This window comes from Rhodophyticola sp. SM2404 (assembly GCF_053570515.1).
On sequence record NZ_JBSEDL010000002.1, the window covers coordinates 358,819 to 375,737 of the forward strand.

At 56.8% G+C, this 16,919-nt stretch carries 19 protein-coding genes, 1 tRNA gene and 2 pseudogenes; 12 read left to right on the plus strand and 10 right to left on the minus strand.

Annotated features, from left to right (window positions below; genetic code table 11):
- Positions 1 to 68: 68 nt before the first annotated feature.
- Positions 69 to 662, plus strand: a complete 594-nt coding sequence (locus ACTYEO_RS04710) for a DUF1285 domain-containing protein (RefSeq protein WP_449322554.1) — start codon at positions 69 to 71, stop codon at positions 660 to 662.
- Positions 663 to 821: 159 nt separating this feature from the next.
- Positions 822 to 985 (plus strand): annotated as a pseudogene (locus tag ACTYEO_RS04715) (DUF2798 domain-containing protein).
- A gap of 212 nt (positions 986 to 1,197) precedes the next feature.
- Here the strand turns inward: ACTYEO_RS04715 and ACTYEO_RS04720 are convergent.
- Both ACTYEO_RS04720 and ACTYEO_RS04725 read right to left on the minus strand, forming a co-directional pair.
- Positions 1,198 to 1,815: a DJ-1/PfpI family protein gene (locus ACTYEO_RS04720; protein ID WP_449322555.1), complete on the minus strand. Its 618-nt coding sequence runs from the start codon at positions 1,813 to 1,815 to the stop codon at positions 1,198 to 1,200.
- Positions 1,812 to 2,072 carry a DUF1272 domain-containing protein gene (locus tag ACTYEO_RS04725; RefSeq protein WP_449322556.1) on the minus strand — a complete coding sequence of 87 codons (261 nt, stop codon included), beginning with the start codon at positions 2,070 to 2,072 and terminating at the stop codon, positions 1,812 to 1,814. Before ACTYEO_RS04725 ends, ACTYEO_RS04720 begins: the two co-directional genes overlap by 4 nt.
- Positions 2,073 to 2,119: 47 nt before the next feature.
- Between ACTYEO_RS04725 and ACTYEO_RS04730 the strand changes: the two genes are divergently transcribed.
- Positions 2,120 to 3,139, plus strand: a complete 1,020-nt coding sequence (locus tag ACTYEO_RS04730) for a GlxA family transcriptional regulator (RefSeq protein ID WP_449322557.1) — start codon at positions 2,120 to 2,122, stop codon at positions 3,137 to 3,139.
- Between the two features lie 136 nt (positions 3,140 to 3,275).
- Here ACTYEO_RS04730 and ACTYEO_RS04735 read toward each other — a convergent pair whose 3' ends face one another.
- The 5 genes from ACTYEO_RS04735 to ACTYEO_RS04755 form a co-directional block, all read right to left on the minus strand.
- Positions 3,276 to 3,821, minus strand: coding sequence for a YdeI/OmpD-associated family protein (locus ACTYEO_RS04735; protein ID WP_449322558.1), 546 nt, complete (start codon positions 3,819 to 3,821; stop codon positions 3,276 to 3,278).
- 248 nt (positions 3,822 to 4,069) lie between these two features.
- Positions 4,070 to 4,146: transfer RNA gene (locus ACTYEO_RS04740), tRNA-Arg, on the minus strand.
- A 46-nt stretch (positions 4,147 to 4,192) separates the two neighbouring features.
- Positions 4,193 to 5,578, minus strand: coding sequence for a sensor histidine kinase (locus tag ACTYEO_RS04745; RefSeq protein ID WP_449322559.1), 1,386 nt, complete (start codon positions 5,576 to 5,578; stop codon positions 4,193 to 4,195).
- A 24-nt stretch (positions 5,579 to 5,602) separates the two neighbouring features.
- Positions 5,603 to 7,015, minus strand: a complete 1,413-nt coding sequence (locus ACTYEO_RS04750) for a dihydrolipoyl dehydrogenase family protein (protein ID WP_449322560.1) — start codon at positions 7,013 to 7,015, stop codon at positions 5,603 to 5,605.
- 3 nt (positions 7,016 to 7,018) lie between these two features.
- Complete coding sequence (locus tag ACTYEO_RS04755) at positions 7,019 to 7,753, minus strand: TVP38/TMEM64 family protein (RefSeq protein WP_449322561.1); 735 nt, start codon at positions 7,751 to 7,753, stop codon at positions 7,019 to 7,021.
- 283 nt (positions 7,754 to 8,036) lie between these two features.
- Between ACTYEO_RS04755 and rpmH the strand changes: the two genes are divergently transcribed.
- Genes rpmH through yidD form a run of 3 tightly spaced genes read left to right on the plus strand, consistent with a single transcriptional unit; the run spans position 8,037 to position 8,804 of the window.
- Positions 8,037 to 8,174, plus strand: a complete 138-nt coding sequence (rpmH, locus tag ACTYEO_RS04760) for a 50S ribosomal protein L34 (RefSeq protein WP_089270676.1) — start codon at positions 8,037 to 8,039, stop codon at positions 8,172 to 8,174.
- A 10-nt stretch (positions 8,175 to 8,184) separates the two neighbouring features.
- Positions 8,185 to 8,568, plus strand: a complete 384-nt coding sequence (gene rnpA / locus ACTYEO_RS04765) for a ribonuclease P protein component (protein ID WP_449322562.1) — start codon at positions 8,185 to 8,187, stop codon at positions 8,566 to 8,568.
- Positions 8,565 to 8,804 (plus strand): membrane protein insertion efficiency factor YidD, encoded by a 240-nt coding sequence (gene yidD / locus ACTYEO_RS04770; protein ID WP_449322563.1) that lies wholly within the window; start codon positions 8,565 to 8,567, stop codon positions 8,802 to 8,804. Before rnpA ends, yidD begins: the two co-directional genes overlap by 4 nt.
- Before the next feature lie 3 nt (positions 8,805 to 8,807).
- Here the strand turns inward: yidD and ACTYEO_RS04775 are convergent, their stop codons facing one another.
- Complete coding sequence (locus ACTYEO_RS04775) at positions 8,808 to 9,332, minus strand: DUF3833 domain-containing protein (RefSeq protein ID WP_449322564.1); 525 nt, start codon at positions 9,330 to 9,332, stop codon at positions 8,808 to 8,810.
- Between the two features lie 122 nt (positions 9,333 to 9,454).
- Between ACTYEO_RS04775 and ttcA the strand changes: the two genes are divergently transcribed.
- From ttcA to ACTYEO_RS04805, 6 genes are all read left to right on the plus strand, one after another.
- Positions 9,455 to 10,306 (plus strand): tRNA 2-thiocytidine(32) synthetase TtcA, encoded by an 852-nt coding sequence (ttcA, locus tag ACTYEO_RS04780; protein WP_449322565.1) that lies wholly within the window; start codon positions 9,455 to 9,457, stop codon positions 10,304 to 10,306.
- Positions 10,307 to 10,473: 167 nt separating this feature from the next.
- On the plus strand, positions 10,474 to 12,291 hold the full coding sequence (yidC, locus tag ACTYEO_RS04785) for a membrane protein insertase YidC (protein ID WP_449322566.1): 1,818 nt from the start codon (positions 10,474 to 10,476) through the stop codon (positions 12,289 to 12,291).
- Positions 12,288 to 13,028 carry an MOSC domain-containing protein gene (locus ACTYEO_RS04790; protein ID WP_449322567.1) on the plus strand — a complete coding sequence of 247 codons (741 nt, stop codon included), beginning with the start codon at positions 12,288 to 12,290 and terminating at the stop codon, positions 13,026 to 13,028. Before yidC ends, ACTYEO_RS04790 begins: the two co-directional genes overlap by 4 nt.
- Positions 13,025 to 13,681, plus strand: a complete 657-nt coding sequence (gene yihA, locus ACTYEO_RS04795; RefSeq protein WP_449322568.1) for a ribosome biogenesis GTP-binding protein YihA/YsxC — start codon at positions 13,025 to 13,027, stop codon at positions 13,679 to 13,681. Before ACTYEO_RS04790 ends, yihA begins: the two co-directional genes overlap by 4 nt.
- Positions 13,682 to 13,785: 104 nt before the next feature.
- Positions 13,786 to 14,649 (plus strand): acetylglutamate kinase, encoded by an 864-nt coding sequence (gene argB / locus ACTYEO_RS04800; RefSeq protein WP_449322569.1) that lies wholly within the window; start codon positions 13,786 to 13,788, stop codon positions 14,647 to 14,649.
- Positions 14,646 to 15,158 (plus strand): SixA phosphatase family protein, encoded by a 513-nt coding sequence (locus tag ACTYEO_RS04805; RefSeq protein ID WP_449322570.1) that lies wholly within the window; start codon positions 14,646 to 14,648, stop codon positions 15,156 to 15,158. Before argB ends, ACTYEO_RS04805 begins: the two co-directional genes overlap by 4 nt.
- A 109-nt stretch (positions 15,159 to 15,267) precedes the next feature.
- Here ACTYEO_RS04805 and ACTYEO_RS04810 read toward each other — a convergent pair whose 3' ends face one another.
- Together ACTYEO_RS04810 and ACTYEO_RS04815 are read right to left on the minus strand one after the other, a co-directional pair.
- Positions 15,268 to 16,068 (minus strand): amino acid ABC transporter ATP-binding protein, encoded by an 801-nt coding sequence (locus ACTYEO_RS04810; RefSeq protein WP_449322571.1) that lies wholly within the window; start codon positions 16,066 to 16,068, stop codon positions 15,268 to 15,270.
- Between the two features lie 13 nt (positions 16,069 to 16,081).
- Positions 16,082 to 16,741 (minus strand): annotated as a pseudogene (locus ACTYEO_RS04815) (amino acid ABC transporter permease); the annotation flags it as partial.
- Positions 16,742 to 16,919 lie beyond the last annotated feature (178 nt).

Sequence of the window (16,919 nt, forward strand, 5' to 3'; positions counted from 1 at the left end):
AGCTCCATCGAAGGAATATGTTAGACAAGTAAATCGAAACTTCGCGCCGACCACAAATGACAAAACAGATGTCAGGACAAAACATCGTGACACCCACACCCGAAACCTTGCTGAGCGCCGCCAAGACCGCCCAGAAAAACGGCAAACTCCCGCCCGTTCATCTTTGGAACCCGCCCTTTTGCGGCGATCTGGATATGGAGATCAAACGCGACGGCACATGGTTTTATAATGGCACACCCATCGGACGCGCGCCTTTGGTGCGGCTGTTTTCCACGATCCTCAAGCTGGAGGATGGCAAATACTTCCTTGTCACACCTGTCGAAAAGGTCGGCATCCGCGTGCAGGATGCACCCTTTGTCGCGCAGGATTTCGAGACCGAGGGCATAGGCGAGGCGCAAAGCATCACCTTCACCACCAATGTCGGCGATAGCGTCACGGCAGGCCCCGAGGCCCCGATCCGTGTGATCCGCGATGAAAATGGCGAGCCGTCACCCTATGTGATGATCCGCGCGGGGCTTGAGGCGCTTATTGATCGCAAGAGCTTCTACCGTCTGGTTGATCTGGGCGAGGCGCATCGCGTGGATGGCGTCGAGTGGTTCGGGCTGTGGTCCTCGGGGCAGTTCTTTCCCTTTATTCCCGTGGCCGAGTTGCAAAACGGCTAAGGGCAGCCTGTGGCATGACTTGCGGCAAGGCTTGAGCTAGGACCCTTTTCGGCTATGGTTCGGGCGCCCACCCCTTCCCCGACCGGAGCCTTCCACATGATCCCCGCAAAATTCGCCCCGATTGTCTTCGGCTTCATTCTGTCAGGGCTAATGTCTTGCATGGTCTCAGGCATCGCCACAGCACGGGCCCTTGGGCTAGGAGAGGGCTTTTTCTTGGAATGGATGGGGCATGGGGCAATTCATGGCTCGTCGCCTTTCCCGCAGTGCTGGTGGTCGCCCCGATCACACGGAAATTGGTCGCCAAGATGGTCAGGAATGCATGACGGGAGACGCTTTCTGAGGTGGGAGCAGTGACAGTTTCCAGCCCTCTTTAGGCAATTGCTCCACGCGCGGTTTGACACCGTGCTTTAGCAGAAGGTGGAGAGCAGACGTTCGCTGTGGTCTCCGCCGAGGTCTGCTATGCGGACAGAAACGGGCATTGGCTTTGCTAGGGCAAATGTCCGCTTTTCACCTCCGGGGATGCTTGCAACGACAGTTAGTCAATCCCAAACTGCAACGCAAATGGGTCGTTTTTGGGGTCCCGCTGCCGCTCATATTCCGAATGGGTTGCCGAGAAGTCAGCTTGTTCTGGGCCGAGTAAGTGTTCAATGACAGCAAGGCTCATATCCATTCCAGCAGACACGCCGGACGATGTGAAGTACGCTCCATCCTCGACCCAACGGGCCCGCCCTTGCCAGTCCACATTCGGGCCAAATTGGGTGACCCAATCAAAGTTCAGTTTGTTCGTCGTTGCGGCCCGCCCATTTAATAATCCAGCTTTCGCTAGAAACGCCGCTCCGGTGCAAACCGATAAGACATGTTCAGACTTAGGCGCGATTTCTTGCAGCCAATCGAGAAGGCGATTGTTATTAATCTGATCCCAAGTGCCCGGCCCCCCAGGGACCAATATGAGATCATACGACTGATAATCATCAAATGCATGTTCCACAGAGAGCTTCTGGCCATGCCTGCTGGTCACCAAGCCTTGCTGCTCCGCGACAATGGAAATGCCAAAATGATCTGTCAGTGTTCCAAACATTTGCAGGGGTCCAAATAAATCGAGGGTCTCAAAACCGTCAAAAACGACCGCACCAATTGAACGAACCGCGCTCATGACTGACCTCGCACCGCGACACAAACGGCCTGCTGACCGATCACTCTACTGTCTGATGCGGGACTGTTCACTAAGTTTTCGCGCGACCGGATCGGACGCGGCACAAAGTTTCCACCACAATTGGGACAGGCACCGCCGAGATGGTTATCAACGCAGTTTGCGCAGAAAGTGCACTCGTAAGAACATATTCTGGCATCACTAGCACTTGGTGGCAGGTCTTTGTCGCAACATTCGCAATTGGGTTTAAGTAACAGCATCTGGAGACTCCTTTGGTTTCCCCTAGTGTAAGGTTCTTGCTTCTGTCATGAATGACAATATGACCTCGAATCCTGCCAAAACCGTTCTTTTTGTTGTTTTTCCCAACGTTAAACTCCTAGACCTTGCTGGCCCGATGCAGGTGTTTGCGGATACCACTCTTAGATCGACTCAGGTCTACGACATCGTGGTCGCATCATTCGACGGGGGTACGGTCTCTTCTGACGCCCATTTGCCCGTTGAAACGGTCGTCTTATCCAAGCTGCGGAATCTGGACATCGATACGCTTATTGTTGCTGGGGGACCGGGAGCGTTTGCAGCCTCTGAAAACGCGAACTTTCGAGATGAGGTTCAGCATCTTGCTGCGCAAAGCAGGCGCGTTGGATCCGTGTGCACAGGTGCATTTATATTAGCAAAAGCTGGACTCTTGGACGGTCGGCGGGTGGTGACACATTGGGAATACTGCGATTTATTTCACGATAGTTTTGATGAAGCCCGCGTTGAGGAAGACGCAATTTTTATCAAAGATGGAAACATCTGGACCTCGGCAGGCGTGACGGCAGGGATCGACATGAGCCTTGCAATGGTGACAGAAGATGTTGGAAGAAAGGCCGCGTTAGAAGTCGCTCAATCTCTGGTTTGCTATTTGGTACGTCCCGGCGGACAGTCCCAATTCAGCACCACCCTAAAGCACCAATACCAAACATCGTCTGGTCGATTTGATGAATTGAATGCTTGGATTGCAGACAACTTGACGGCCCCCCTTTCTGTCGATGACTTGGCTAACCAAGCGGCAATGAGCCCACGCCATTTTGCACGCCTTTACACGGCTCAAACGGGCGCTACTCCTGCAAAAGCGGTGGAAGCGATCCGCTTGAAAGCGGCTTGTCTACTGTTAGAAGAAACAGACATGCCTCTAGGCATGATAGTGAAGCAGTGTGGTTTTGCTGACAGCGAAAGATTGCGCAGGGCCATGATGAGATCCTTCAAAGTTGCTCCAGGAGCATATCGGAAGAGGTTTGGTCAGGCTCAGGCCAACATCAAAAAGAACATAAATTCTGGGTGGTAAAGTGGTGGCTGTAACTTGAATGCCTTTCCTAAGAGCAGTCATTCGCGCCCTTGCAGCATCTGGAACTTCGGCCTCCTTGCCGCCCTTAGCTGCAACAGGCACCAATTTCAGCTTCGGACCGCATGCAAAAAATAAGCTACATCTGAGGTAATTTGCGATTGTCTCGCGTTGCCTCAACAACTTTCGCGATGCGTGTGGCCCTCGTCGCAGGCGTTTTTGCGATCTTGACCCAACGCAATACGTTGCGTCTGTAGGACGGTGCGAAAGCGTCCCACAAAGCTTGATCCAAATCCTGTGAAAGGTCCTGCGGAACAATGAGCGCGTCAACATCGTCAAAGAATGACCAAAGCCCAGTGGCCTTCCCCATCTCAACCATTGCCTCACCAGCTGGATGCATACGACCCTCTCGTCGCAGACGCTCAACCCTGTCTTTGTAAGTCTTTGACCAAGCCTGTTGCTTGCGACGCGTAATCAGTTGAGCCGTTCGATCATCATCCACAACAAACCGCCGACCATCAATCCAGCCATGCGCAATAAGGGCATCTAGCACGTCTTCCCGACCAACATAATTGTCGGGATGTGCTGCCCTCCACGTGATCAGCCGAATGCTTTCATCCGACGCGTGGTTTTCAGCAAGCCAGCCCCAAAGTTCAGCAGGTGATTTAACTTCCAAATCTTTCATACAGCGGAAAATAGATGCGGCTGAGCGAGTGTCCAACCTTACCAGCCAGAAATGAACTTAGAGCTTCGGCTGCTACTGGAGCGACAGTTCGATATCCGCCGTCAATACCCACCGCAGCACCCATCACTCTGGCCTCAAGCAAGACCTTCCCCGCAATTTCGCAGATCACCGCCGGCCACTTCAAACCCGCAGGTTCCTAAAAACACAAGCGCGCAATCAGCGGCGTTAATCATCTGAAATGGGGGAAGTGGCGCGCTGGGGAGGATTCGAACCCCCGACCCCTTGATTCGTAGTCAAGTACTCTATCCAACTGAGCTACCAGCGCGTGGGGGGCGTATTAGCGCCGTGATGATGGGGGTGCAAGAGCGAAATCAGCTTGCTGTGCCCGATGGCAGATAAATCTCGAAACGCGTGCCCTCGGGCCCTGTCTCGCTCAACTCCAGCTTGCCGCCATGGCCACGGATCAATTCCGCCGCAATCGCAAGCCCGAGCCCCGACCCGCCTGCACGCGCGCCGCCCTGAAATGGCGTGAACAAATGATCGAGCGCTTTCTTGGGCAAACCAGGCCCCGTATCTGCCACTTGGATCATCCAGCCCTCCTCATTGGAGTGTGCCTTGATCGAGATCGTCCCGCCCTTGCCCGTGGCAAGGATTGCTTGGCGGGCATTGCGCACCAGATTGGACAAGACGCGGTAGATTTGCTCAGAGTCGCAACGCACCAGCAAGGCGTCTTCGACCTCTGCCGCGTATGACACAGCGTCTTCCGAGATTTCGATCCGTTCATTTTCGATCACATCACTGATCACACAGCCTAGATCAACACGATCTAGGGCGGGGGGCGGCTCCTCGGCGCGGCCAAAGGCCAGCGTGCCTTCGCATAGGTTCACCGCGCGCGAGAGGGAATTCACCAGTTTCGGCGTGATCCGTTTGACGGTCGGGTCGGCGCTGCCTTCCAGCCTGTCGGCCATCAAGGTCGCAACGGTCAGGATATTGCGCAGATCATGGCTGATCTTGGCCACGGCCTCGCCCAATTGCGCAAGGCGTTCGCGTTGCTTCAGCGCCCCTGTCAATTGCGTCTGGAGCGATTGGAGCGCAAGCTCGGCCTCATGCAATTCGGTCACCCCTGCCTGCGGGGTAATGATACCGTCAGGGTTTTCGGGAGCATCGGCATATTCCGTCATATGCCTCACCACCCTGCGGATCGGCGAGACAAGGAACCGCCGCACAGCCAGAAACAATAGCCCCGCCGTAAAGACCGAGATTACCGCCGAGAGCAGCAAAATCCGTAGCCCGTAATCAAGCATTGCAGCGCGCAGCATGCGGGTATCAATCGTCACCTCGATCAAGAGACCTGCTTGACGCACCGGCTCGCCGATCACACGGATGGTTTGGTCCTGCGTTGTCCAAAGCCGCCGCATCGCATCACGGATCAATACCATGGCCGAGGCATCGCGTAGATCAAAACTGTCAGAGATCGGCGGGATAACATCCGCCGACAGGATCAGTTGGCGAATCTCGTCGCGGCGCAGAACGACGTTGAAGACTTCGGCATTCTCAAGCAGCTCGGCCTCCAGCTCGTCATCAATCATGCCTTCGGTTGCCAAAAGGGCGAGGGATGCGATCTGCGCCCGCTCAAGCCTGTTCAGCAGGTAATCTTCACGAAACCGCGCGATGGAGGGCACGAAAATAAGCACCTCCGCCAGCATGACGAAAATGACAGTCAGAATAAGGAAGCGGCCTGAAAGCGAATTCAACAATGACTTGGCCTTTATAATCTTCCGTCACGTCCTTTGGACTAGGCGTACAATACGTTTCACCCAAGGGTTCTTAAACAGTCTTGGAGAGAAATAAGCACCCGCAGCGCGTTTGTTAATCTCTCCCAGTGTCGGATACGGCGAAATCATGCCAGCGACCGCACTCATCTTCAGGCCATTGGCGATAGCAAGGCCCCAAATTTGGATCAAGTCACCCGCGCGCGCGCCAACAATTGTTGCCCCGATTGGCTTGCCGCGCAGAACCATGACCTTGATGAACCCCTCGGTCTGGCCTGTGGCAATTGCGCGATCATTCTCGGAATAGGGAAAGCGCACAACCTCGAGCTTGGCCCCATGGGCTGTTCTGGCCTCGGCCTCGGTCAGGCCGACCTGCGCCAGTTCGGGGTCGGTATAGGTGACCCAAGGCACATGATCATTGCGCGCCTTGGCAGGCAAGCCAAACAGCATGGGCCGAATGATCACACCCGCATGATAGCCTGCGACATGGGTAAATTGCAGCCCGCCCGCAACATCGCCCACGGCATAGACGCGCTTATTGGTGGTCGAACGCAGGCCCGCATCCACCGTGACGCCCTTGCGGGAATGGGCAATGCCGCCGCGATCAAGGTCTAGCTTGTCGACATTGACCTGCCGTCCAACCGCAAGCAGCAGATGTGATCCGTCAAATTCGCGCCCGTCTGTCGTGATAACCTTGATTGCGCCTGCTTGGCCCGAGACGCGCGGGACTTCAGCACCTTCCTCGATGGTGATCCCTTCGGCGCGCAATTTGTCCAGAACCACAGCAGCCGCTTCGGGGTCATCCTTGCCCAAAGCTTTTTGCCCCTCGATCACCGTGACCTGCGAGCCGAGCCTGCGATGCGCTTGCGCCATCTCCATCCCGATCGGGCCACCGCCGATCACAATCAAATGCTCGGGCCGATCCCTCAGATCAAACAGCGATTCATTCGTAAGATAGGGGGTGTCTTCGATGCCTGCGATCGGGGGCACAAAAGGGCGCGAGCCTGTGGCAATCACAAAGCGGCGCGCCGAGATCACGTGATCGCCTGCCTGAACTTCTGTGGGCGAGATAAAATGCGCCGTTTCGCGGATGACATGAACGCCCAACCCCTCAAAGCGCTCTTGGCTATCAACGGGTTCGATGGTCTCGACCACCTGCGTTACATGATCTTTGGCAGCGGCGAAATCAGGCAAAGGGTCATGGCCCGCCACACCGAAACGCGCCTGCGATGTTTCATGTGCCTTATGGCCCGCCGCCAAAAGCGCCTTGGAGGGGACACAGCCAAAATTCAGGCAATCACCGCCCATCAGATGCGCCTCGATCAGCACAACCTTTGCGCCCATCTGCACCGCACCCGCCGCAACCGAAAGCCCACCCGAGCCTGCACCGATCACGCAAATATCTGTCTTGATCCGTTCCATAGTTCAGAGACCTTTCTTGCCGCGCAGGGCCTTGAGAAGGAGAGGAAGTGCGGCCAGCGCGCAAAGCCCGAGGATTGGAAGCAATATCTGCGGCTCAAAGAAAATACCCAGATCGGGGGTTTCGCCACGCTCGAACACCCCGCCAAGCCCCGCCCCGACCGAGGTCAGCACAACTGTTCCCGGAATAATGCCAAGGAAGGTCGTGATCGCGAAACGGTAGAGCGGCACGCCCACCAACGCGGGCACCAGATTGGCAACGAAGAACGGCACCGCTGGCACAAGACGGATCAGAAACAGCATCGACCATTGGTTTTCATCAATGCCTTGCTTGATGCGCCGCACATTGCCTTGCGAGGCATCCATCCTTGCGCTCAACCTCTCTCCCAGCCCCCAGCGGGCGGCCAGGAAGATCAAGCTCGCCCCGACGGTTGCGGCCGCGATATTGAATAAGGCGCCTGGGAATGTGGCAAATAGGAACCCGCCTGTCAGCGTGGCAATCGTGGCCCCGGGAAGCGAGAAGGCGACAATCAGGATATAGATGGCCATGAAGACCAGAACTGTTTGCACATAATTGGCATCCCGAAAGGCCAAGAGCGCCTCACGGTTTTCCCGCAAGGTTTCGAAGGTCAGGATATCGCGCAGCAAAAACCAGCCCAGCGCGGCCCCGAGGGCAATCAAGGCAAGCGGCAGCGCGCGTGCCAAAGGGTTTTTCTTCGATTCTGTGACTGTGTCGGCCATTTCAACCTCTTTCCCGCTGTTACGCCCAGTACATGCCCCGCAAAGCCTCGCCACAAAAGCCCTGTCACGGCTGCTTGATCACACGTGACAAAAATAAGGGGGTTTGTTACGAAAACCCGTCCGAGCCGTAACAATCGCAGAAAAACTGTTTCAGCGGTAAAGATTCACTCTTCCATTTGTTGACAGGCTGGGTGGGAGTGCGTATTGCGCAGGCCTTACAGAGATTCCGATACTGTTGAGTGCTGCGCTCCTGCACGCTCCGGTATGACGATGGAGACATAAGATGACGAAACGTACTTTTCAGCCTTCGAACCTCGTTCGCAAGCACCGCCACGGCTTCCGTGCGCGCATGGCGACCAAAGCTGGCCGCAAGATCCTGAACGCACGTCGTGCTCGTGGCCGGAAGTCGCTCAGCGCGTGAGGCTAACGTGATGGCGGACGCCACGGCGTCCGACACGCCCCTGTCTTCGGCAGGGGCTTTTTGCGTTCTTCGCAAACGATCCGATTTTCTTCGGGCCGCCAAAGCAAAACGCGCACCCGCCCCCGCCTTTCTTTTGCAAGCGCGCAAACGCGCCGCGCAAGAAGAGGTCACGGGTATCCGTGTTGGATATACCTGCTCCAAAAAGGTCGGGAATGCCGTGGCCCGCAACCGCGCCAAGCGCCGCTTGCGCGAAATCGCGCGGGCTGTGATTGCCAGCCAAGGCCGCGAAGGCTGGGATTATGTGCTGATCGGGCGGGCCGAGTTAACAGCTTCGCGCCCTTTGGAAGACATGAAGGCCGACCTCAAGGCCGCCTTGAAAAAGGTGCATGGATGAAACCTCTGGCTTTTATGATCTCGCTGCCGATACGCGCCTATCGCTTGATCTTTTCGCCTTGGGTCGGGTTCAACTGCCGATATCAGCCCACCTGTTCGGCCTATGCCCTAGAGGCCTTGGAAACCCATGGCGCCCTGAAAGGCACATGGCTGACCCTGCGCCGGATCGGGCGCTGTCACCCTTGGGGCAAGTCAGGTTATGATCCTGTGCCCAAACAGCATGATCATGAGCACTGAGAGTTAGAGCTTTTCGAAGGTGATGATAACCTCACCTACGGTGATCCCGAACCGCTCCATATAGGCGCGGTTCAGCAATCGGCCATCTGACAGCAGCCACATCCAGTCATCAAAGGTAAAGCGCATTGTCTCGCCATCTCCCAAGGGGAGATCGATCGTATATTGCCAATTGAACGTATCGCCCCGTTCCTCACCGCTGGCCTGCCCGATCACACCAGGGGCGGTGCCGACCCATGTCTGCTCGCCCGTTTTCTCGAGCGTCCAGATGCGTTGTTCAGTCGAGCCGTCTTCATAAACGAAATCCTCAATCAGCGTCAGGGTCTGGCCATCCCACTCGCCTTCGATTTGAACATCGAAGCGGCGGCGCACCGTGCCGAACACATCTTGAAATTGCCCGCGCGCAACCAGAGAGCCACTGAAATATTCCTCAAGGTTCAAGGCCTGATCACTGAGTTGCGGGTCATCCAGCGATGGACGACCAGAACAGGCCGCAAGGGCCAGAAAAATGGCGAGGGCAAGAAAACGCATGGATCAAACTCCTTTGCATTACAGACGTAAGCCGGATGCGGCCTCATGCAAGCGCGCTTGACGCATATGGCCCTGCTCTTCTATGGCAAGGCGCAACGCCAGAACCCTTCGGAGGCCAGCCCATGCTGGATGATGCAGACGATATCCACCCGCTGTTTCACGGCGCCCCCTCAAGCACGGAGTTCAAGAAACTCCGCAAACGTTTGATCCGCGACACCCGCGAAGCAATCGAGCGTTACGGCATGATCGAGCGTGGCACGAAATGGCTGGTCTGCCTGTCTGGCGGCAAGGATAGCTACACCCTTCTGGCCGTGCTGACCGAGTTGCAATGGCGCGGGCTTTTGCCGGTGGAATTGCTGGCCTGCAATCTCGATCAGGGCCAACCGGGGTTTCCCGCGACTGTCCTACCTGAGTTCTTGGAGAAAATGGGTGTCCCGCACCGCATCGAGTATCAGGATACCTATTCCATCGTGATGGATAAGGTCCCGCAGGGCCGCACCTATTGCGCGCTATGTTCACGGTTGCGGCGTGGCAATCTCTACCGCATTGCCCGCGAAGAGGGATGCTCGGCGGTTGTGTTGGGGCATCACCGCGATGATATCCTCGAGACGTTTTTCTTGAACCTTTTCCATGGCGGCAAGCTGGCAACCATGCCACCCAAGCTGCTCAATGATGAGGGTGATCTTTTCGTCTACCGCCCCTTGGCCCATGTCGCCGAGGCCGATTGCGAGAAATTCGCGACGGCGATGAATTATCCCATCATCCCTTGTGATCTTTGCGGGTCTCAAGATGGGTTGCAGCGTCAGGTGATCAAACGGATGTTGGATGAATGGGAGGCCAAAATCCCCGGTCGTCGGCAAAAAATCTTCTCGGCCCTGATGACCGCGCGCCCCTCGCATTTGCTTGACCCCGAGCTGTTTGATTTCGCAGGTCTGATGCGCGCAGCAGGCGACCAAGACAGCGGCGCTGAATGAACATTCCTTGGCAGGAATCACGCTTCAAAGCCGCGCAGGCCTGAAAACTGGCATAAACTCCATGTCAGATCGGCGCAGATAGGGCTCAAAAAGGGTGAAAGCCCTTGACCTTTGCCCCCCCAATCTGTTGAACCCACGTGACTTCAACCAAGGGGCAAGAAGCGATCATGAACGATCAGAACAAGAACCTGATCTTGGCCACGGCCTTGAGCTTTATTGTCATTCTCGTGTGGTTCCTGCTGTTCCCACCAGAAGAGGTGGCACCAGTTGATCCCAACGCGGTCACACAAAGCGAGACTGGCGCAGCACCCGATATGGCGCTGACACCTCCGGGCACGGATGCGCCTGTGCTGATCGACCCCGAAGCAACCCGCGAAGTGGCCCTTGCCACAGCCGAGCGTGTGACCATCGAAACCGATACGGTTCTGGGCTCCATCTCGCTGGTTGGTGGTCGCATCGATGACCTTTCCTTGCGCGACTACCGCGAAACGCTTGATGAAGATTCAGAGATTGTGCGCCTGTTCTCCCCCGTGGGCGGCCCCGAGGCGTTTTATGCGCTCTATGGCTGGGCACCTGGCGGCGCGCTGGATTTTGAAGATGTTCCCGGTGCCAATACCCAGTGGTCCGTTGAAAGCGGCGACACATTGGGTATCGACAGCCCTGTCACGCTTGTTTGGGACAATGGCGCTGGCCTGATCTTCCGCCGCACCATCGCGATTGATGAGCATTTCCTGTTCACCGTGACCCAATCCATTGAAAACACGACCGCCGATGCGCAGCGCGTGGCCCCTTATGGCATCGTCGCGCGGCACGGCCTGCCCTCGGACCTGCAGAACTTCTTCATCCTGCATGAAGGCGTGGTGCAGCACACCGATGGCACATTGGGCGAGGTCGGCTATTCCGATATCCCCGATCTCGATTTCATCCAGCGTGAAGGCGCAAATGCCGAGATCACCGAGGTTACCGAAGAAGGCTGGATCGGCTTTACCGATAAATACTGGATGGCCACGCTCATCCCCGAAGAGCTTCAGCCCTTCACGGCCGTCACCCGCTATGTGGCAACTGCCGATATCTACCAAACCGAAGCGCGCCTTCCTGCTCTGGATGTCGCCCCGGGTGAGACGGTGGAGCGGACAACGCGGCTCTTTGCTGGTGCGAAGGAATGGGAAACCATCCGCGACTACCAGAATGTGAACGGCATTGCAGGCTTCCTCGACTCGATCGATTGGGGTTGGTTCTATTTCATCACCAAGCCGATGTTCTGGTTGCTGCATTACCTTGGCATTGCAATCGGCAATATGGGCCTTGCGATCATTGCCTTGACCTTCATCGTCAAAGCAGCGCTTTTCCCGCTTGCGTATAAATCCTATGTATCGATGGCCAAAATGCGCGAGCTTCAGCCAGAGATGGAGAAGCTCAAAGAAAGCGCGGGCGATGACCGCGAAAAGCTCCAGCGCGGCATGATGGAGATGTACAAGAAGAACAAGGTCAATCCAGCCTCGGGGTGTTTGCCGATCCTGCTGCAGGTTCCGATCTTCTTCTCGCTCTATAAGGTGATCTTCGTCACGCTGGAATTGCGCCACGCGCCCTTCTTCGGCTGGCTGAATGACCTGTCGATGCCCGACACCTCATCGCTGATCAACCTGTTCGGTCTGCTGCCCATCCCATCGCCTGAGCCGGGCTCGATCCTTGCGCTGGTGTTTATCGGTGTCCTGCCGATCCTGCTGGGTATCTCGATGTGGCTGCAGCAAAAGCTGAACCCACAGCCCACTGATCCGACACAGGCCATGATCTTTGCATGGTTGCCATGGGTGTTCATGTTCATGCTTGGAAGCTTTGCATCGGGCCTGTTGGTCTACTGGATTGCGAACAACACGCTGACCTTCATCCAGCAATATACCATCATGCGCAGCCAAGGGTATAAACCCGACCTGTTCGGCAATATACGCTCCAGCTTCCAGCGCAGTGCATCGGATAAGAAGTGACAATCTCGCTTGCCCATATCTGGCGCCACCCGATCAAAGGTATCGGGGCCGAAGCGCTGGAACGGGCTGATCTGAAAATCGGCCGCCCTGTCCCCATGGACAGGGCGTTCGCCGTTCTGGAAGCAGGCGGTGACGCGGCTGACGGGTGGCGCTCCTGCCGCAACTTCCTGCGCGGGGCCAAGGGGCCATCGCTTATGGCGATCACCGCCAAGACCGAAGGCGAGCTTATCCATCTTTCCCATCCTGAACGGCCTGACATCTCCATCAACCCCGCGACAGACGCCGCCGAGCTGTTCAAATGGCTGGCCGCGATTTACCCTGACAACCGCAATCCACCCGTCGAGCTTGTCACCGCCCCGCCCGAAGGGATGTCGGATGCACCATTTGCCTCGGTCTCGATCCTCAATCTCACCTCGCTTGCAGCTCTGTCAGCCGATGCGGGCATGGATCTTGATATGCGCCGCTTTCGCGGGAATCTCTGGCTCAACGGGGCCGCGCCTTGGGAGGAATTCGACCTGATCGGAAAGACCGTGCAGATCGGCGGGGCACAGCTTAAAATCGTGGAACCCATAGGCCGCTGCCGCGCCACCGAAGGGAACCCTGAAACCGGAAAGCGCGATGTAAACACGCTATCCCTTCTTGAACAGGGTTGGGGTCACACGAATTTTGGTGTTTACGCTGAGGTCATATCCTCCGGTGCGATCGCATTGGGCAATTCTGTCGAGGTCATCTCATGAGTGCGCCACTTCCCTTCCCCCTTGCCGAAGACCCTGACGAGATCACCACCGAAAAGGGCCGCATGCTTTTTGCGCGCGGGGCCGAGTTCCTTAAAGGTGTGGTCGCTATGAATGGCCTGCCCCCCGCCGACCGCTTGGAGGTTTGCTTTGCGGGTCGCTCCAATGTGGGCAAATCCACCTTGATCAATGCGCTGACGGGCCGCAAAGCCCTCGCTCGCGCCTCGAACACCCCTGGCCGGACGCAGGAAATCAACTTCTTTACCCTGTCCGATGCGCATTACCTCGTCGACCTTCCGGGCTATGGCTATGCCGAGGCACCCGTGGCCGTGGTCAAGCAATGGCAGGCTCTGCTCAAATCCTATCTCTCGGGTCGCCAGACCCTGCGCCGCGCCTTTGTTCTGATCGATACCCGCCATGGCGTGAAGGCCGTGGATGACGAGATCATGACCCTGCTTGATCAATCCGCCGTCACCTTTCAGGTCGTGATGACCAAAGCCGATAAGGTGAAGGATGCCGACCGCGAAAAGACGCTTGATCAGGTGCGCAAAGCGCTCTCCAAACACCCCGCCGCCTTCCCCGAGATCGTGCTGACCTCCTCCGAGAAGGGCGACGGGATACCAACCTTGCGCTCGATCATTTCTTCGCTGGTCTAGCGACAGCGCCTGTAATTTCTTCAGCTTCTTTTTGCGCTTATGCTTCACAGCCTGATGCTGCTGGCATAACAAGGCATATCTCTTGGCCAAAAGGTCGCCTCGCAATGAAGAAACAAACCGCCATGACCCGTGATTACGTCGCCACCGCGCGTACGCTGAACGAAGCGCTTCCCTATCTGCAACGCTATGATGATGCGATTGTTGTCATCAAACTGGGCGGGCATGCGATGGGGTCTGATGAGGGCATGGCCAGTTTTGCACGCGATGTGATGTTGATGCGCACTGTGGGGTTGAACCCTGTGGTGGTGCATGGCGGCGGTCCGATGATCAACAGCCTGCTGGACAGGCTTGGCGTCACCTCCAGCTTCTCGCGCGGCAAACGCATCACCGATGCCGCGACCATGGAAGTGGTGGAAATGGTCCTGTCAGGTCAGGTGAACAAGCGGATCGTTCAAGCCATCAACAGCCAAGGCGGCAAAGCCGTTGGCCTGTCGGGCAAGGATGCCAATCTGATGATCTGTGACCCGTCCGACCCCGAACTTGGCTTTGTCGGCGACCCCGCCGAGGTGGACCCGACGCTTCTGCATCAATTGTTCCAAGCCGAGATGATCCCTGTGATCGCGCCAATCGGCGCAGGCCGCAATGGCGAGACATTCAACGTCAATGGTGACACCGCCGCGGGTGCGATCGCTGCCGCTCTCACCGCTGATCGCCTGCTCCTGCTGACCGATGTCGCGGGCGTCAAGAATGCCTCAGGCGAAGTCGTCACCGAATTGCGCGCAGCCGATGTCGAGGAATTGACCAAAACAGGCGTCATCGCAGGCGGCATGATCCCCAAGACCGAGACCGCGCTGAACGCGGTGCGCGCGGGCGTGCGCGCGGCCGTGATCCTTGACGGACGCTCACCCAATGCCTGCCTGCTGGAGCTGTTCACCGATCACGGCGCAGGCTCGATTATTCGGGCATGAGCCTTACCTTAATCCTCATCCGGCACGCCAAATCCGACTGGGGGGATCCCAGCCTGCCCGACCATGACCGCCCCCTCAATATGCGCGGCCTCGCGGCAGCCCCCCTGATTGGCGGCTGGTTAAACGAAAAGGGCTTCACGCCCGACAGCGTGCTCTGCTCCACGGCCCGCAGAACCCAAGAGACATGGTCAGGGATCGCCACACAACTCAGCGCCGCCTCCGCACCGATCTTAACCCGCGCGCTCTACCATGCAGCGCCTAGTGACATCCTACAGGCTCTGCGCGGCTGTGAGGGGCGCAAGGTAGCCGTCATCGGCCATAATCCAGGGATCGGCGCTCTCGCATGGTCTCTCGCGGCAACACCGCCCGACCATCCAAGCTTTGGCAGCTATCCAACAGGGGCCTGTTTGGTGCTTGAATTCCAAGCCGAGACTTGGGCAGAGATTACCGAAGGCACTGGCCAACTCCAAGGCTTTGTCACCCCACGCGATCTGTCCAACCCGACATAACCGCGCTGCTTCTCTTTGCTTCAAAAATACTTTCGCCGAAGGCAAAGGGGCGCGCATGGGGTCAATCCCCATGCGCGCCCCTGCCTCGCCAATAGCGCTAATCCGTCGATCAATGACCGAGGATCTGGCTCAAGAACAGCTTGGTCCGATCGCTTTGCGGATTGGTAAAGAACTGCTCTGGCTCGTTCTGCTCAACAATCTGGCCTGCATCCATGAAGATCACGCGGTTTGCCACCTGACGGGCAAAGCCCATTTCATGGGTCACACAAATCATCGTCATGCCTTCTTCCGCCAGTTGGATCATCGTATCCAGAACTTCCTTGATCATCTCGGGGTCAAGCGCCGATGTCGGCTCGTCAAACAACATGATCCGTGGGCGCATGCACAGCGAACGGGCAATCGCCACACGCTGCTGCTGACCACCGGAAAGCTGACCGGGGTATTTATCGGCCTGCTCGGGGATCTTGACCTTCTCAAGGAAATACATCGCCGTTTCTTCAGCTTCCTTCTTAGGGGTCTTGCGGACCCAGATCGGAGCCAAAGTGCAGTTTTCCAAAATCGTGAGATGCGGAAACAGGTTGAAATGCTGAAAGCACATCCCGACCTCTGAGCGGATCTTGTCGATGTTCTTCAAATCATTCGACAGCAAGGTCCCATCAACGGTGATCGAGCCTTTCTGATGCTCCTCCAACGCATTGATGCAGCGGATCAGGGTCGATTTACCCGAGCCTGAGGGCCCGCACACAACGATCCGTTCGCCACGGTTCACCGTCAGGTCGATGTCGCGCAGAACATGGAAGGTGCCATACCATTTGTTCATGTTCTGGATTTCAATGGCCACCTCATCGGAGACCTTCATCTTCGAGCGGTCAATCTCGCGGTCTTCCACCAAATGTGCAGTATCTGACATGGTTGAGCTCTCCTTAGCGGTGATCGGTCCGGAGCTTGCGCTCCAGGTGTTGCGAATATTTGGACATCGAGAAGCAGCACACGAAGAACAACAGCCCGACAAAAATGAACAATTCCCAGTAAATCCCGTTCCAATCCGTATCAGCGCGGATCGCATTGATCAGACCGATCGTATCGAAAAGGCCAATGAACACGACCAGCGTCGTATCTTTGAACAGGCCGATAAAGGTATTCACAATTCCCGGGATCGAGATCTTGAGCGATTGCGGCAGGATGATCAGGCGCATGGATTGCCAGTAATCCAGCCCCAGACTATCCGCGCCCTCATATTGGCCACGCGGCAGGGCCGCCAAGCCACCACGGATCACTTCCGCGATATAGGCCGAGGCAAAGAGCGTCACCATGATCACAACCCGCAACAAAAGGTCAAAGGTCGTGCCCGGGGGCAGGAAGTAATTCAGCAAAAGCTGCGCTGTGAACAGCCATACAATCAGTGGAACACCACGGATCGTCTCGATAAAGGCCACGCAGAACATCTTGATGATCAAGAGGTCCGATTGGCGGCCCAAAGCAAGCGCGATGCCGATCGGGAAGGAAAGAACGATCCCCGCAACACCGATGATGATCGCCAGCATGAACCCACCGATGGCACGGCTTTCGACGAATTCCAGCCCTGTCAGGCCAAGAATGCCATAGGTATCATCGATCCGACGCTCAACCGCCGAGACAGCATCTTCGGCTGAAGCCACCTCATCGGCAGTCGCATTCGGGTCGCGGGCAATAGCACGGGCTTCATCCCGCAGCATTGGCAGATCCGCTTGATCCACACGCAGAGTGTCGAGTTGCGAAAGC